The 12,882-nt window shown below is 74.8% G+C and carries 12 protein-coding genes and 1 pseudogene; 5 read left to right on the forward strand and 8 right to left on the reverse strand.

The genetic code is table 11. The features are described 5' to 3' along the window. The first annotated feature begins 18 nt into the window (after positions 1 to 18). Positions 19 to 1,047 (forward strand): LPXTG cell wall anchor domain-containing protein, encoded by a 1,029-nt coding sequence (locus GA0070606_RS08655; protein ID WP_091096619.1) that lies wholly within the window; start codon positions 19 to 21, stop codon positions 1,045 to 1,047. 129 nt (positions 1,048 to 1,176) lie between these two features. On the opposite strand, the gene GA0070606_RS08660 is transcribed toward GA0070606_RS08655, so the two are convergent. From GA0070606_RS08660 to GA0070606_RS08680, 5 genes are all read right to left on the reverse strand, one after another. Beyond that, positions 1,177 to 2,865 carry a ribonuclease J gene (locus GA0070606_RS08660; protein WP_091096621.1) on the reverse strand — a complete coding sequence of 563 codons (1,689 nt, stop codon included), beginning with the start codon at positions 2,863 to 2,865 and terminating at the stop codon, positions 1,177 to 1,179. A gap of 52 nt (positions 2,866 to 2,917) precedes the next feature. Then, positions 2,918 to 3,844: a 4-hydroxy-tetrahydrodipicolinate synthase gene (dapA, locus tag GA0070606_RS08665; RefSeq protein ID WP_091096623.1), complete on the reverse strand. Its 927-nt coding sequence runs from the start codon at positions 3,842 to 3,844 to the stop codon at positions 2,918 to 2,920. Positions 3,845 to 3,897: 53 nt separating this feature from the next. Next, the gene (gene thyX, locus GA0070606_RS08670; protein ID WP_091096625.1) at positions 3,898 to 4,635 is read right to left on the reverse strand and encodes an FAD-dependent thymidylate synthase; all 738 of its coding nucleotides are present in this window, start codon (positions 4,633 to 4,635) and stop codon (positions 3,898 to 3,900) included. Positions 4,636 to 5,524: 889 nt separating this feature from the next. Continuing rightward, positions 5,525 to 6,223 carry a DUF2752 domain-containing protein gene (locus GA0070606_RS08675; protein WP_425413034.1) on the reverse strand — a complete coding sequence of 233 codons (699 nt, stop codon included), beginning with the start codon at positions 6,221 to 6,223 and terminating at the stop codon, positions 5,525 to 5,527. Further along, positions 6,220 to 7,449, reverse strand: a complete 1,230-nt coding sequence (locus tag GA0070606_RS08680; protein ID WP_091096627.1) for a winged helix-turn-helix domain-containing protein — start codon at positions 7,447 to 7,449, stop codon at positions 6,220 to 6,222. The genes GA0070606_RS08675 and GA0070606_RS08680 overlap by 4 nt, the downstream gene beginning before the upstream one ends. A 78-nt stretch (positions 7,450 to 7,527) precedes the next feature. Here GA0070606_RS08680 and GA0070606_RS08685 point away from each other — a divergent pair, with 78 nt between their 5' ends. Then, entirely contained in the window at positions 7,528 to 8,079 is a 552-nt protein-coding gene (locus GA0070606_RS08685) for a GNAT family N-acetyltransferase (RefSeq protein WP_091096629.1), read from the forward strand. Here GA0070606_RS08685 and GA0070606_RS08690 read toward each other — a convergent pair. Next, a complete protein-coding gene (locus tag GA0070606_RS08690) occupies positions 7,978 to 9,312 on the reverse strand; it encodes a glycosyltransferase 87 family protein (protein ID WP_091107493.1) in 1,335 nt (444 codons plus the stop codon). The genes GA0070606_RS08685 and GA0070606_RS08690 overlap by 102 nt on opposite strands. Before the next feature lie 35 nt (positions 9,313 to 9,347). Here GA0070606_RS08690 and GA0070606_RS08695 point away from each other — a divergent pair. The 3 genes and pseudogenes from GA0070606_RS08695 to GA0070606_RS08705 form a co-directional block, all read left to right on the forward strand. Further along, positions 9,348 to 9,935: pseudogene (locus GA0070606_RS08695) on the forward strand (N-acetyltransferase family protein); the annotation flags it as partial. Between the two features lie 132 nt (positions 9,936 to 10,067). Then, complete coding sequence (locus GA0070606_RS08700; RefSeq protein ID WP_091096631.1) at positions 10,068 to 11,123, forward strand: sigma-70 family RNA polymerase sigma factor; 1,056 nt, start codon at positions 10,068 to 10,070, stop codon at positions 11,121 to 11,123. A 55-nt stretch (positions 11,124 to 11,178) separates the two neighbouring features. Next, complete coding sequence (locus GA0070606_RS08705) at positions 11,179 to 11,559, forward strand: VOC family protein (RefSeq protein ID WP_091096633.1); 381 nt, start codon at positions 11,179 to 11,181, stop codon at positions 11,557 to 11,559. An 11-nt stretch (positions 11,560 to 11,570) separates the two neighbouring features. Here the strand turns inward: GA0070606_RS08705 and GA0070606_RS08710 are convergent, their stop codons facing one another. Together GA0070606_RS08710 and dapB are read right to left on the reverse strand one after the other, a co-directional pair. Beyond that, on the reverse strand, positions 11,571 to 12,044 hold the full coding sequence (locus tag GA0070606_RS08710; protein WP_091096634.1) for a GNAT family N-acetyltransferase: 474 nt from the start codon (positions 12,042 to 12,044) through the stop codon (positions 11,571 to 11,573). A 49-nt stretch (positions 12,045 to 12,093) separates the two neighbouring features. Then, on the reverse strand, positions 12,094 to 12,867 hold the full coding sequence (gene dapB, locus GA0070606_RS08715; RefSeq protein WP_091096636.1) for a 4-hydroxy-tetrahydrodipicolinate reductase: 774 nt from the start codon (positions 12,865 to 12,867) through the stop codon (positions 12,094 to 12,096). Between the last annotated feature and the right edge of the window lie 15 nt (positions 12,868 to 12,882).

Raw genomic sequence — 12,882 nt, forward strand, 5'->3', positions numbered from 1 at the left:
CTATCCCGGGAGTAACCGATGACCACCCACCCGCTGCGCGCCGGCGCCGCCGTCGCCGTCGCCCTGCTGGCCCTGCCCGCCCTCGCCCCGGCCGCGTCGGCGCACGCACCCACGCCCAACCCGACCACCGCGCCGCCCGCCGGGACGCCGACCGTCATCGCCCGGGCGGACCACGTGTTCCTCAAGGGCGACCCGTGGCACCCGTCGGCGCCCCTGGAGGCCGCCGTCATCAACCAGGGCACGTCGGCGGCGAGGGGCTCCTTCGTGCTGCGCCTGCCGGCCGGGGTGGGCCTCGCCTCGGGCGAGGACTGCCGCGCCGACGCCGCGGCGGCCCGCACGTGGGTCTGCGGCGGGGCCGAGGTGCCGGCCGGCGGCCGCCGGACGTACCGGCTGCGGCTCACGGCGACGGCCGCCGAGCCGGTCTTCGGTGTGCAGGCGTGGGGATCGGTGGCCGGCCGGGACGCCGCCGGTGTCACCGACCGGCCCACCGACTTCCGGATCGACTGGCCGGACCGCACGTCCCTGCGGCTGCGGGCCACCGCCACGCCGATCGTCGACGGGAAGGTGACGCTGACGGCCCGGGTGACCAACACCGGCGCCTTCTCCATCGGCGGCTACGCGCTGAACGTGGTCACCCCCGACGGCGTGCGGGTCACCGGGCCCGCCTGCTCGGACAGCGGCCGGATGGACGGCGCGGGCTGCGAGATCCCGCGCCCCGACGTGCTCGGGGAGGACGCCACGGACACCGTGCGGGTGCGCCTCGCGGTGAGCGGCGACGCGCCGACCGTCCGGCTGTTCCTCGCCCCCACCAACCGCTACACCAACGAGGACACCTCGGTCACCCTGCGGCTCACGGCGGACGGCGGCTCCACCGCTTCCCCGTCGGCCGACCCGAACCGCACGGCCACGCCGACGCCGTCCGCCGCCGGCGGCACCGAGCTGCCCCGCACCGGGCCGGCCGGCGCCGCGTACGCCCTGGTCGGCGCGGCCCTGCTGGCCCTCGGGGCCGGCCTGCTGCTGCTCCGTCGCCGCCTCGTTCGGGGCTGAGCGGGCGGCCCGGGCCGGTCGCCGACGTGCACGGGGATGTCGGCGACCGCCCGGACCGGTCCGCGCCCGGCCCCGGACGCGGCGACGCCCGCCGGCACCTGCGGGTGCGGGCGGGCGTCGGTCGCGCGGTCAGACCTCGACGACGGTGGGCACGATCATGGGCCGGCGCCGGTACGCGTCGTTCACCCAGCGCCCCACGGTGCGCCGGACGATCTGCTGGAGCTGGTGCGGGTCGGTGATGCCGTCGGCCGCCGCCCGGTTCAGCGCCTCGGTGACCAGCGGAATCACCGGGTTGAACGCCTCCGGGTCCTCGGAGAAGCCCTTCGCCGACAGGGTCGGGCCGGCGACCACCTTGCCGGTGACCGAGTCGACGACCACGGTCGTGGCGATGAAGCCGCCGTCGCCGAGGATCCGCCGCTCGGTGAGCAGCGACTCGCTGACGTCGCCGACGGCGAGGCCGTCGACGTAGACGTAGCGGCTCTTCACGTGCCCGACCAGGCTGGCCCGGCCCTCGACGAGGTCGACGACGTCGCCGTCCTCGCAGAGCACCACCCGGTCGGGGGCGACGCCGGACTCGATGCCGAGCCGGGCGTGCGCGCGCAGGTGCCGCCACTCGCCGTGCACCGGCATCAGGTTGCTCGGGCGCACCACGTTGAGCAGGTAGAGCAGCTCGCCGGCCGGGGCGTGGCCCGAGACGTGCACCTTGGCGACGTCCTTGTGCACCACCACGGCGCCGGCGCGGGCCAGCCGGTTGATCACCCGGTAGACCGAGGTCTCGTTGCCCGGCACCAGCGACGAGGCGAGCACCACGGTGTCGCCGGGGGCGATGGTGATGTGCCGGTGGTCGCCGCTGGCCATCCGGCCGAGGGCGCTCATCGGCTCGCCCTGGGAACCCGTGGACATCAGCACGATCTGCTCGGGCGGCAGCGTCGTCGCCTCCTCGATCCCGATGACCAGGCCGGCCGGGATGTTGAGCAGGCCGAGGTCGCGGGCGATGCCCATGTTGCGCACCATCGAGCGGCCGATCAGGGCGACCTTGCGGCCGTGCTCGGCGGCGGAGTCGAAGACCTGCTGCACCCGGTGCACGTGCGAGGCGAACGAGGCGACGATGATCCGCCCCTTGGCCTTCGCGAAGATCGAGTCCAGCACCGGCCCGATCTCCCGCTCGGGGGTGACGAAGCCGGGGATCTCCGCGTTGGTGGAGTCCGACAGCAGCAGGTCGACGCCCTCGGCGCCGAGCCGGGCGAAGCCGGCCAGGTCGGTGATCCGGCCGTCCAGCGGGAGCTGGTCCATCTTGAAGTCGCCGGTGTGCAGCACCAGGCCGGCCGGCGTGCGGATGGCCACCGCGAGGGCGTCCGGGATCGAGTGGTTGACCGCGAAGAACTCGCACTCGAACGGGCCGAGCCGCTCCCGGCCGCCCTCCCGCACGGTCAGCGTGTAGGGCTGGATCCGCCGCTCGGCGAGCTTCGCCTCGACCAGGGCGAGGGTGAACTGCGAACCCACCAGCGGGATGTCGGGCTTGTGGGCGAGCAGGTAGGGCACCGCGCCGATGTGGTCCTCGTGGCCGTGGGTGAGCACGATCGCCTGCACGTCGTCGAGCCGGTCCAGGATCGGGCCGAAGTCCGGCAGGATCAGGTCGACGCCGGGCTGCTCCACGTCGGGGAAGAGCACCCCGCAGTCGACGACGAGCAGCTTGCCGTCGTACTCGAAGACGGTCATGTTGCGGCCGATGGCGCCGAGCCCGCCGAGCGGGATGATCCGCAGCCCACCCTCCGGCAGCGGCGGGGGCAGTTCCGCCTCGATGTGCGCCTCGGTCACGCGTCCACCTCATTCTGCGGCGCCGTCACCCGGCGCCCATCGTGTCGTTCGGTCATTCGGGAAGTTCCAGGCCCGCCGCCGCGCAGTCGGCGCGGAGCTGGGCGATCTCGTCGTCGGTCGCGTCGACCAGCGGCGGGCGCACCGGCCCGGCGGGCATCCCGGCGGCGGCCAGGCCCGCCTTCACCAGGATCACGCCCTGGGTACGGAAGATGCCGGTGAACAGCGGCAGCAGCCGCCGGTGCAGGCCGAGCGCGGTGCCGGTGTCGCCGGAGTCGTACGCCTCGATCATCCGCCGGGTGAGCGCGCCGGTGAAGTGGGTCGAGGTGCCGACCACGCCGACGGCGCCCACTGCCAGCGCGGGCAGGGTGAGCGAGTCCTCGCCGCTGTAGAAGGCGAGGTTCGTCCGGCTGGTGACCCAGCTCGTGGCGGTCAGGTCGCCCTTGGCGTCCTTCACCGCGACGATCCGCCCGTGCTCGGCCAGCCGCACCATCGTCTCGGTGTCGATCGGCACGCCGGAGCGGTGCGGGATGTCGTAGAGCATCACCGGCAGGCCGGTGGCGTCCGCGACGGCGGTGAAGTGGCGCAGCAGGCCGCTCTGCGGCGGCTTGTTGTAGTAGGGGGTGACCACGAGCAGCCCGTGCGCGCCGGCCTTCTCGGCGGCGGCGGCCAGCTCGATGGTGTGCCGGGTGTCGTTGGTGCCGACCCCGGCCACGACCTTGGCGCGGTCGCCGACGGCCTCCGCCACGGCCCGGATCAGGTGCTCCTTCTCGACGTCGGTGGTGGTCGGCGACTCACCGGTGGTGCCGTTGACCACCAGCGCGTCGTTGCCCTGCTCGTCGACCAGGTGGCTGGCGAGGCGCGCGGCGCCGTCGAGGTCGAGCGAACCGTCGGCGGTGAACGGGGTCACCATGGCCGTGAGCACTCGCCCGAAGGGGCGGGACACCGCCCGGGCGGGGGTGTCAGGGTGGTCGTGCGTCATGCCACCAACCTAGCGGACGGCCACCGGCACCCCACGAGGGAAGGGCTCAGGACTCACTCGCCGTGCGGGCTGGCGGCCACCTCGGTGCCGTCGGGCAGCGTCGAGATGACGAAGTCGGCGAAGACGTTCGGGGCGACCCCCTGGAGCTGCCGCAGGCACTCCACCGCCAGCTCGCGGATCTCCACGTCGGCGTGCTCGGTGGCCCGCATGGCGATGAAGTGCCGCCAGGCCCGGTAGTTGCCGGTGACCACGATCCGGGTCTCGGTGGCGTTGGGCAGCACGGCGCGCGCCGCCTGACGGGCCTGCTTGCGCCGCAGCGTGGCGTTCTCCACGTCGGCGAAGCGCTGCTCCAGCCCCGCGAGCAGCTCGTTGTACGCCCGGACGCTCGCCTCGGCCGCCTCCACGAACTTCTTGTGCAGCTCGGGGTCGTCGGCGATCACCCGGGGCTCGACCATGGCGGCGTCCCGCTCCGGCACGTACCGCTGGGAGAGCTGCGAGTACGAGAAGTGCCGGTGCCGGATCAGCTCGTGGGTGAACGAGCGAGACACCCCGCTGAAGTAGAAGCTGACCGAGCCGTGCTCCAGCACGCTGAGGTGCCCGACCTCGAGGATGTGCGCGAGGTAGCCGGCGTTGGTGGCCGTGGCCGGGTTCGGCTTCTTCCAGCTCTGGTAACAGGCCCGGCCGGCGAACTCGGCGAGGGCCTGGCCGCCCTCCGCGTCGGTCGACCACGGCACGTCGTCCGGGGCCTCGAAGTGGGTCCACGCGATGAGCTTGACCTGTGGCTGCACCATGTCCGGCATTCCTGGGACTGTAGCGGCGGCGCCCCGGGCCACCCAAGCCAGGCTCGCCGGGTGCAACGTCGGTCACCAGGCGCACGGACGGCACCGGCGGGCGGATCACGGTCGCCCCGGCCGGTGGGTGGGGTGACAGCAGGGTTCGTAGTGCCCTTTCGAGCTGAGTCGTCTACGACATCACGCACGCCGACGGTCGGCCCCGGCGCTGGCGGCCGGCGGCACCACGTCGCACGGGCAGTCGGGCGGCGGGACCGGCCACGCAGGCGGTCGGCGGCGCATGCCGCCACGCAGACAGTCAGCGACGCATGCCGCCACGCATGCGGTCTGCCGGAGGGCCTCCACGTCGGCGGGACGTGCACCGGGTCGCCCTCACGCGCCGGCCGGGGCGACCGGCAAGACCGCCCAGGGCGTACGCCGAACGGGTGCGTCACCGCCGGGATGCCGGACATGCGCACCGCCGGTAGCCCACGGGGAGGCGTGGCTGCTGATGTCGTAGACGACTCAGTTCGAAAGGGCACGTGTGGCGATCGGTCACCGGGCGGACGGACGGCAGCCGCGCCCCGATCGCGGTTGGCCCCGCAGAGCGCGCGGGCACGCCGGGCAGCGAAGCCCGGGCACGCCGGGCAGCGAAGCCCGGGCGCGCCGGGCAGCGAAGCGGGCGGGGCACGCGGGCAGGCAGGGCAGGCAGGGCACGCAGGACACACCGGGCAGCGGGGCACGCGGGGCACGCGAGGCAGCGGGGTCGCCGGGCAGCGGGTGCGCCGGGCAGCGGGGTCGCGGGCAACTGCAGGTTGTCAGGCGCGACCGGCCGGTGTGGCGCGGGCGTCGGGCCAGGCGCCAACGCCAGGCGGCAGGCGTCGACGCCGGGCCGGGCGCGGGGCGAGGGTCAGACGTAGAGGGAGGTGAAGGGCGCCCAGGGGAGGTTGCGCAGCACCGAGAAGGCCAGCCAGGCGACGAGGAAGCCGCCGAGCGCCTTCGAGCTGAGCCGCAGCTCGGGCAGCTTCCACCCGAACGCCTGCCTCCCCGCCCAGGCGACGAAGAAGTAGGCCAGGAAGGGCAGCGCGAAGACGAAGAGGAAGTGGTGCCGGGCGGCGGCCGGCAGGTCGGCGTGCAGCACGTACCAGAGCGCCCGGGTGCCGCCGCAGCCCGGGCAGTCCAGCCCCGTGGTCAGCTTCAGCAGGCAGGTCGGCGCGGCGTCCGGCGCGGAGCGGGTGGGATCGCTGAGCAGCGCGTAGCCGATGCCGGCGGCGACGCAGCCGAGCGCGGCCAGCGGCACCGCCCAGCGAGGCGAGCGGTCGTAGAGCCGGACGACGAAGCGGGTGAGCCGGTCCGGCTCAGCCACGGGATAGGGCGGCACCGGGTAGGGCGACGCCGGATGCTGCGACGCCTGGTGGGGCGGCACCTGACCCGCCGGCCAGCCGCCCACCGGCGGGACCAGCGACCCCGCGGGCGGGACCAGCGACCCCGCGGGCGGGACCAGCGACCCCGCGGGCGGGACCGGGAAACCCTCGGGCGGGGCGTCCACCCCGCCGCCCTGCGGATGCGGCTGCGGGGCCGGCCCGTCGACGCTCGTCACGTCGCTCACCGTACACCGCCCACGCCCACCAGCGCGGCGGCCAGTGGCCCCGCCAGGTCGCCGGCGGCGGGCGGCGCCACCGCGTCGAGGCCGAGCCAGCCGGCGAGGCGGTGCAGCTCGGCGGCGAGCGCCAGCGCGGTCTCGCCCGGATCGGCGCCCGGCTCGAGCCAGGCGGCCGGCACCAGCAGCACGCCGGCCTTCCGGTCGGCCTTCAGGTCGACCCGGGCGGTGAACCGCTCCCCCTGAAGGAAGGGCAGCACGTAGTAACCGTAGACGCGCTGCGGCGCTGGCACGTAGATCTCGATGCGGTAGCTGAAGTCGAAGAGCCGCTCGGCGCGGGCCCGCTCCCAGACCAGCGGGTCGAACGGGCTGACCAGCGTGTTGCCGCGCACCCAGCGGGGCAGCCGCGCCCCGGCGTGCAGCCAGGCGGGCCGCTGCCAGCCCTGCACGGCGACCGGCAGCAGCTCGCCAACCTCGACCAGCTCGGCGATCGCCTGCCGGGCGCCGGCCACCGGCAGCCGAAAGTAGTCGCGCAGCTCCGGCTCGGCGGCCACCCCGAGGGACCGCGCGGCGATGCTCACGAGCGCGCGGTGAGCCTCCGCGTCGGTCGGCGTGGGCGCGTCGAGCACGGCGGCCGGCAGCACCCGCTCGGGCAGGTCGTAGCGGCGGGCGAACGAGGTGGTGCGCTCGGCGGCGGTCACCTCGCCGGCCCAGAAGAGGAACTCCAGCGCCCGCTTCACCGCCGACCAGTTCCACCCCCAGTTGCCGGTCTCCCGGGGCGCGTCGTGCTCGATCTCGGCGGCGGTCAGCGGCCCGCGGGCGGCCACCTCGTCGCGGACCCAGGCGACCAGCCCGGGCTGCTCCTCGGCGATCCGGCGCATCCCGCCCCAGGAATCCGAGCGGGACCGGGCCATCCGCCAGCGCAGCGCCGGGTGCAGCCCCACGGGGACCAGCGACGCCTCGTGCCCCCAGTATTCGAACAGCTCCCGTGGGCGGCGGTAGGCCGCGGTGTCGAGCAGGGCCGTCGGGTAGGGCCCGAGGCGGCTGTAGAGCGGCAGGTAGTGCGCGCGTTGCAGCACGTTCACCGAGTCCATCTGGATGAGCCCGACCCGGTCGAGCACCCGGCGCAGGTGCCGGCGGGTGGGCGCGCCGGTGGGCGCGGGGTCGGCGAAGCCCTGGGCGGCCAGCGCGACGCGGCGTGCCTGGGCGAGCGAGAGGAATTCCGGTGCGGCCATCGTCGGGCACCCTAATCCACGCGTACGACACCGGAGCGGACGCTGGACCGATCGCCCGCCGCGGCATAGAACAGACACATGCTCACGATCCGGCACGAGGAGCCCGAGGACGCCGAGGCGGTCGCCCGGGTGCACATCCACGGGTGGCAGGCCGGCTACGCCGGGTTCATGCCCGACGAGGTGCTGCGGCGGCTCAACGTGACGGCGTGGGCGCAGCGCCGGCGGGATGTCGGCACCGCCGACCCCGAGCACCCGTTCACCACCCTCATCGCCGAGGTCGACGGGGCCCCCGCGGGGTTCGTCACGTTCGGGCCGTACCGCAACAACCAGGACCGGGACGACCTCGACCCCACCCTGGGCGAGGTGCTGGGGATGTACGTCGAGCCGGCGCACTGGGGCGACGGCACCGCGCGGGCGCTGCTGGCGGCGGCCCGCGCCGGCCTGGCCGCGCGGGGCTGGTCCGAATACCGCGTCTGGGTGCTGGCGGACAACCACCGGGCCCGCCGGTTCTACGAGCGGGCCGGGCTGTCACCCGACGGTGAGCGGTCGACCTACCCGGTGCCCCTGGCCGGCGGGGCTGCGCCGGTCGTGCTGGTCGAGCTGCGGTACGCCGGCCGCGTCGACGGCTGACCCGGCGGGCGTCGCCCGGCGACCGGTCCGGCCGTCGCCGCCCGGGCCACGGCTGATCCGGCCGTCGCCGCCGGAGCGGCGGATGGGCAGGAACGCCAGCAGCGCCAGGCTGATCCAGACGTACGTGTTGCTGCCGAGGAAGCCGTCGAGGCCGGTGAAGTCCTTCTCCCACGCCCAGACGATGCGGCTGATCAGGAAGCCGTACCCGACGATGGCGGCGCCCAGCAGCGCGCGGCGCCGACGCCCGCCGGCGGGCGCGGCCATGCCGTTGTCCACCAGCAGGATCAGCGCGGGCAGCAGCCAGACCAGGTGGTGCACCCAGGTGACCGGGCTGACCAGGCACATCACCGCGCCGGTCAGCGCCAGGCCGGTCGCCTCGTCGCCGGCGACCACGGCGGCCCGGGAGCGCCACGCCCACAGCGCCAGCGTGGCGAGCACCAGCGCCAGCCAGGCCAGGGTGCTCGGGTGCTCCGGGTTCAGCCGGGCCACCACGCCGCGCAGCGACTGGTTGGAGACGAACGCCAGCTCGCCCACCCGGCCGGTGTTCCACAGCGCCTCGGTCCAGAACTCCCGCGAGGCGTCGGGGAAGAGCGCGGCGGCCAGCAGCGTCGCCCCGGCCGCAGCGGCCATCGAGGTGACCGCGGCCCGCCAGCGCCGGGTGACCAGCAGGTAGACGATGAAGATGCCCGGGGTCAGCTTGATCGCGGTGGCCAGGCCGATGCCGACACCGGCCCAGCGGCTGCCGGCCGGCAGCAGCCGGAGCAGGTCGACCGCGACCAGGAAGAGCAGCAGCATGTTGACCTGGCCGAAGTTGACCGTCTCGCGCATCGGCTCGTACGCGGCGGCCAGGCAGAGCGCCACGGCGAGGGCGAACCAGCGGGTCCAGCCGGCCCGGCGGGAGATCGGGTCGACCAGCCACCAGAAGAGCACGGCGGTGACGACCACGCTGGCGGCCACGCTCACCACGATCGCCGCAGTCCAGGGCAGGTACGCCATCGGCAGCATGACCAGGGCGGCGAAGGGCGGATAGGTGAAGCCGTACTGGGTGCCGGGCTTGAGGAAGTCGTAGATCTCCCCGCCGTCGTGCACCCACCAGGTCAGCGCGCCGTAGTAGACCTTGAGGTCGAAGAAGCCGTGCCGGACGGCCGCCACGGACAGGAACGCGGTCACCGCCACGGCGAGCGCGACCACGCCGACGACCTGCTGGATCGTCCGTCGGGGACCCTGCGCCACCATCGCCTCCCTCGCCCTGCGTAGGCTTCCGTCCCATGGCTCTCGGGTACGTCCGCCCGGCGCGTCCGGAAGACGCCGGCGAGATCGCACGCATCCAGCTCGCGACCTGGCGGGTCGCCTATCGCCGGATCCTGCCCCGGCACGTGCTCGACAACTTGGACGAGGCGTATCTCGCCCGGCGGTGGAGCGCGGCGGTGCAGGAGCCGCCCTCGGCCACCCACCGGGTGCTGGTCGCCGTCGAACAGGCCGAGCAATCCTATCTGGTGGGGTTCGCCGCCTCCGGTCCGGCCGACGCCGAGGCGCTCGCCCCGGGAGAGCCGGCCGAGGCGCTCGGCCCGGACGTGGCGGCGGTGACGGACCTGCTGGTGGAGCCGCGCTGGGGGCGGCGCGGGCACGGCAGCCGGCTGCTCGCCGCGACCGTGGACCTGTGGCGCGCCGACGGGTTCGGCCGGGCGGTGGCGTGGTCGTTCGACGGCGACGAGGCGACCCGGAGGTTCCTCACCAGCACCGGCTGGGAGCCCGACGGCGCGGCGCGCGCCCTGGACGTGGACGACATGCTCGTCCCGCAGGTGCGCCTGCACGTGGCGGTGCCGACGGAGGCGGATCCGGCGGACGCGACGCCCGCGGAGGCGACGCTCCCGGACGCCCCGCCCGCCGGCCCGGTGCCCCCGCCGGCTGCCCCCGCGGACTGACGACACGGTCCCGGCGGGCCCGGATCCCCCGACGGTGTCGGGGGCGTCGCCTACGGTGGCCTCATGACCGCAGCGACGGCGACCAGCGGGGCGGGCGTGACCGACGGCGAGCGGGCCGGCCGTGACCCCGACGGCGCGACCCGGGCAGCCGACGCGACGCTGGAGCGGCACCGGGTCGAGCTGACGGGCTACTGCTACCGGATGCTCGGCTCGATCTTCGACGCCGAGGACGCGGTGCAGGAGACGATGCTGCGCGCCTGGCGCGGGCGCGACGGCTTCCAGGCCCGGTCCTCCACCCGCACGTGGCTCTACCGCATCGCCACCAACGTCTGCCTCGACCAGTTGCGGGGGCGCGCCCGGCGGGCCCTGCCGACGGAGTTCGGCGAGCCGGACGCCCCGGTCGCCGCCGCGTTGGGCGCGTCGACGCCCGACCGCTGGGTGGGGCCCGCCCCCGACGCGGCGGTGCTGCCCGCTGGCGACCCGGCGGCGGTGGTCGAGTCCCGCGAGTCGGTCCGGCTGGCGTTCGTGGCCGCGCTGCAACACCTGCCGCCCCGGCAGCGGGCGGTGCTGATCCTGCGCGACGTGCTGCGTTGGCGGGCCGACGAGACCGCCGAGTTGACCGGCGCCACCGTCGCCGCGGTCAACAGCGCGCTCCAGCGGGCCCGCGCGACGATGGCCGCCCGCGAGGACGTGCCGGGCGCGCCGCTCGACCAGCGGCAGCGCGACCTGCTCGACCGCTACGTCGACAGCTTCGAGCGCTACGACGTCGACTCGCTCGTCGCGCTGCTGCGGGAGGACGCGGTGCAGAGCATGCCGCCGTTCGCGCTGTGGCTGCGCGGCCCCGTGGACATCGCCCGGTGGATGCTCGGCCCGGGCGCCGGGTGCCACGGCTCGCGGCTGGTCCCGGTCTCCGCCAACGGCGGCGCCGCCTTCGGTCACTACCGCCCCGACCCCGCCGGCGGGCACCGACCGTTCGGAATCATCCTGCCGGCCGCCTCGGCGGGGCGGATCGTGCGGCTCACCCATTTCCTCACCCCGGAGCTCTTCCCGGTGTTCGGCCTGCCGCCGCGCCTGGGTCCCCGGCCCGGTGACCCCCGTTCCGGGCGCCCGGAGCGATGAGTTCCGGCCCGTTCGACCGTCCACCCCCGCGTACGCCAAGACGAGGAGGAGAGGCATGTTCACGGACACGAGGGCGATGAGCAGCTTCGCGGTCGACGACGTCGACCGGGCACAGCGGTTCTACGCCGACACGCTCGGCCTGCGGGTGTCGCGCGACGACGCGATGGGCGGCATGCTGACGCTGCACGTCGCCGGCGACCGCGACATCCTGGTCTATCCGAAGGACGACCACGTCCCGGCGACCTACACGGTGCTCAACTTCCCGGTCGACGACGTCGACCGGGCCGTCGACGAGTTGGCCGGGCGCGGGGTGCGGTTCGAGCGCTACCCCGGCATGCCGCAGGACGAGAAGGGCGTCATGCGCGACAACGGTCCGTCGATCGCCTGGTTCACCGACCCGGCCGGCAACATCCTGTCGGTGCTGGAGGAGGGCTGACGACGTCGGGGTCAGGCCGGGCGCAGCTCGGCGACGACCTCGTCGTCCTCCATCACTCCGGTGGGGACGAAGCCGAGGCTGGCGTAGAGCCGGGCGGCCGAGGCGTTGTCGGGGTGGTAGGAGAGCCGTACGGGATGACCGCCGTCCTGGTCGGCCAGCCACCCGGCGAGGGTGCGCACGACCGCCCGGCCGACGCCCCGGTCCTGCTGGGGCGCGTCGATCACCATGCCGCCGATCCAGCGCGAGCCGTCGTCGTCCACGCCCCACATGACGTGTCCGGCGACCGTCTCGTCCGCGTACACGGCGAGCGAGGTCCACACGTCGGAGCGTTCGGTCAGCAGCAGGTAGCGGGCGGCCAGCGCCGCCACCCATTCGCGCTGGTCGTCGCGGGGGGCGACGTCGGCCACCGCCCGCCAGTTGTCGTCGTCGACCGGGCGCAGGGTGATCCTGCGGCCGGCGCGGTCGAGGAGCCCCGAGTCGATCACCCGGGCAGCCTAGGGGCCGCCCGGGGACCACGCCACCGGGATTCCCCGATCAGTCGAGCAGGGTGTCCAGGCCGACCGTCAGCCCGGGCCGGTTGCGGACCGCGCGGACGGCCAGCAGCACGCCGGGCATGAACGACGCCCGGTCGTACGAGTCGTGGCGGATGGTCAGCGTCTCGCCGACGGTGCCGAAGAGCACCTCCTGGTGCGCGACGAGGCCGGTGGCGCGCACGGCGTGCACGCGTACGCCGTCGACGTCAGCGCCCCGGGCGCCCGCGACCTCGTCCTTCGTGGCGTCCGGCGCCGGGCCGAGCCCCGCCTCGGCGCGGGCCGCCGCGATCAGCCGGGCGGTGTGCGTGGCGGTGCCGCTGGGCGCGTCCAGCTTGCGGGGGTGGTGCTGCTCGACGATCTCGACCGACTCGAAGTGCCGGGCCGCGCGGGCGGCGAACTGCATCATCAGCACCGCGCCGATGCCGAAGTTGGGGGCGATCACCACGCCGACGCCGGGCTTGCGGGCCAGCCAGCCGCGCACCTGCTCCAGCCGCTGCCCGGTGAATCCGGTGGTGCCCACGACCGCGTTGATGCCCTGGTCGATGCACCACTGCAGGTTGTCCATGACGACGTCGGGGGTGGTGAAGTCGACAATCACCTCGGCCCCGGCGTCGGAGGCGTTGAACAGCCAGTCGCCCTGGTCGACCATGGCCACCAGCTCCATGTCGCCGGCGGCGTCGACGGCCTTGCACACCTCGACGCCCATCCGGCCCCGGGCGCCCAGCACGCCGACCCGGATCGGCTCGTCCGCGCTCTTCTCCTGCTCGTCAGTCACGGGGCACAACCTATC

Origin of the sequence: Micromonospora citrea (assembly GCF_900090315.1) — a bacterium.
Lineage (GTDB): Bacteria > Actinomycetota > Actinomycetes > Mycobacteriales > Micromonosporaceae > Micromonospora > Micromonospora citrea.

Bases quoted from the DNA above. Each gene is read 5' to 3' on its own strand.
- GA0070606_RS08655 (WP_091096619.1), top strand. From the start codon at position 19: ATGACCACCCACCCGCTGCGCGCCGGCGCCGCCGTCGCCGTCGCCCTG.
- dapA (WP_091096623.1), bottom strand. From the start codon at position 3,844: ATGACGCACGACCACCCTGACACCCCCGCCCGGGCGGTGTCCCGCCCC.
- thyX (WP_091096625.1), bottom strand. From the start codon at position 4,635: ATGGTGCAGCCACAGGTCAAGCTCATCGCGTGGACCCACTTCGAGGCC.
- GA0070606_RS08680 (WP_091096627.1), bottom strand. From the start codon at position 7,449: ATGGCCGCACCGGAATTCCTCTCGCTCGCCCAGGCACGCCGCGTCGCG.
- GA0070606_RS08685 (WP_091096629.1), top strand. From the start codon at position 7,528: ATGCTCACGATCCGGCACGAGGAGCCCGAGGACGCCGAGGCGGTCGCC.
- GA0070606_RS08700 (WP_091096631.1), top strand. From the start codon at position 10,068: ATGACCGCAGCGACGGCGACCAGCGGGGCGGGCGTGACCGACGGCGAG.
- GA0070606_RS08705 (WP_091096633.1), top strand. From the start codon at position 11,179: ATGTTCACGGACACGAGGGCGATGAGCAGCTTCGCGGTCGACGACGTC.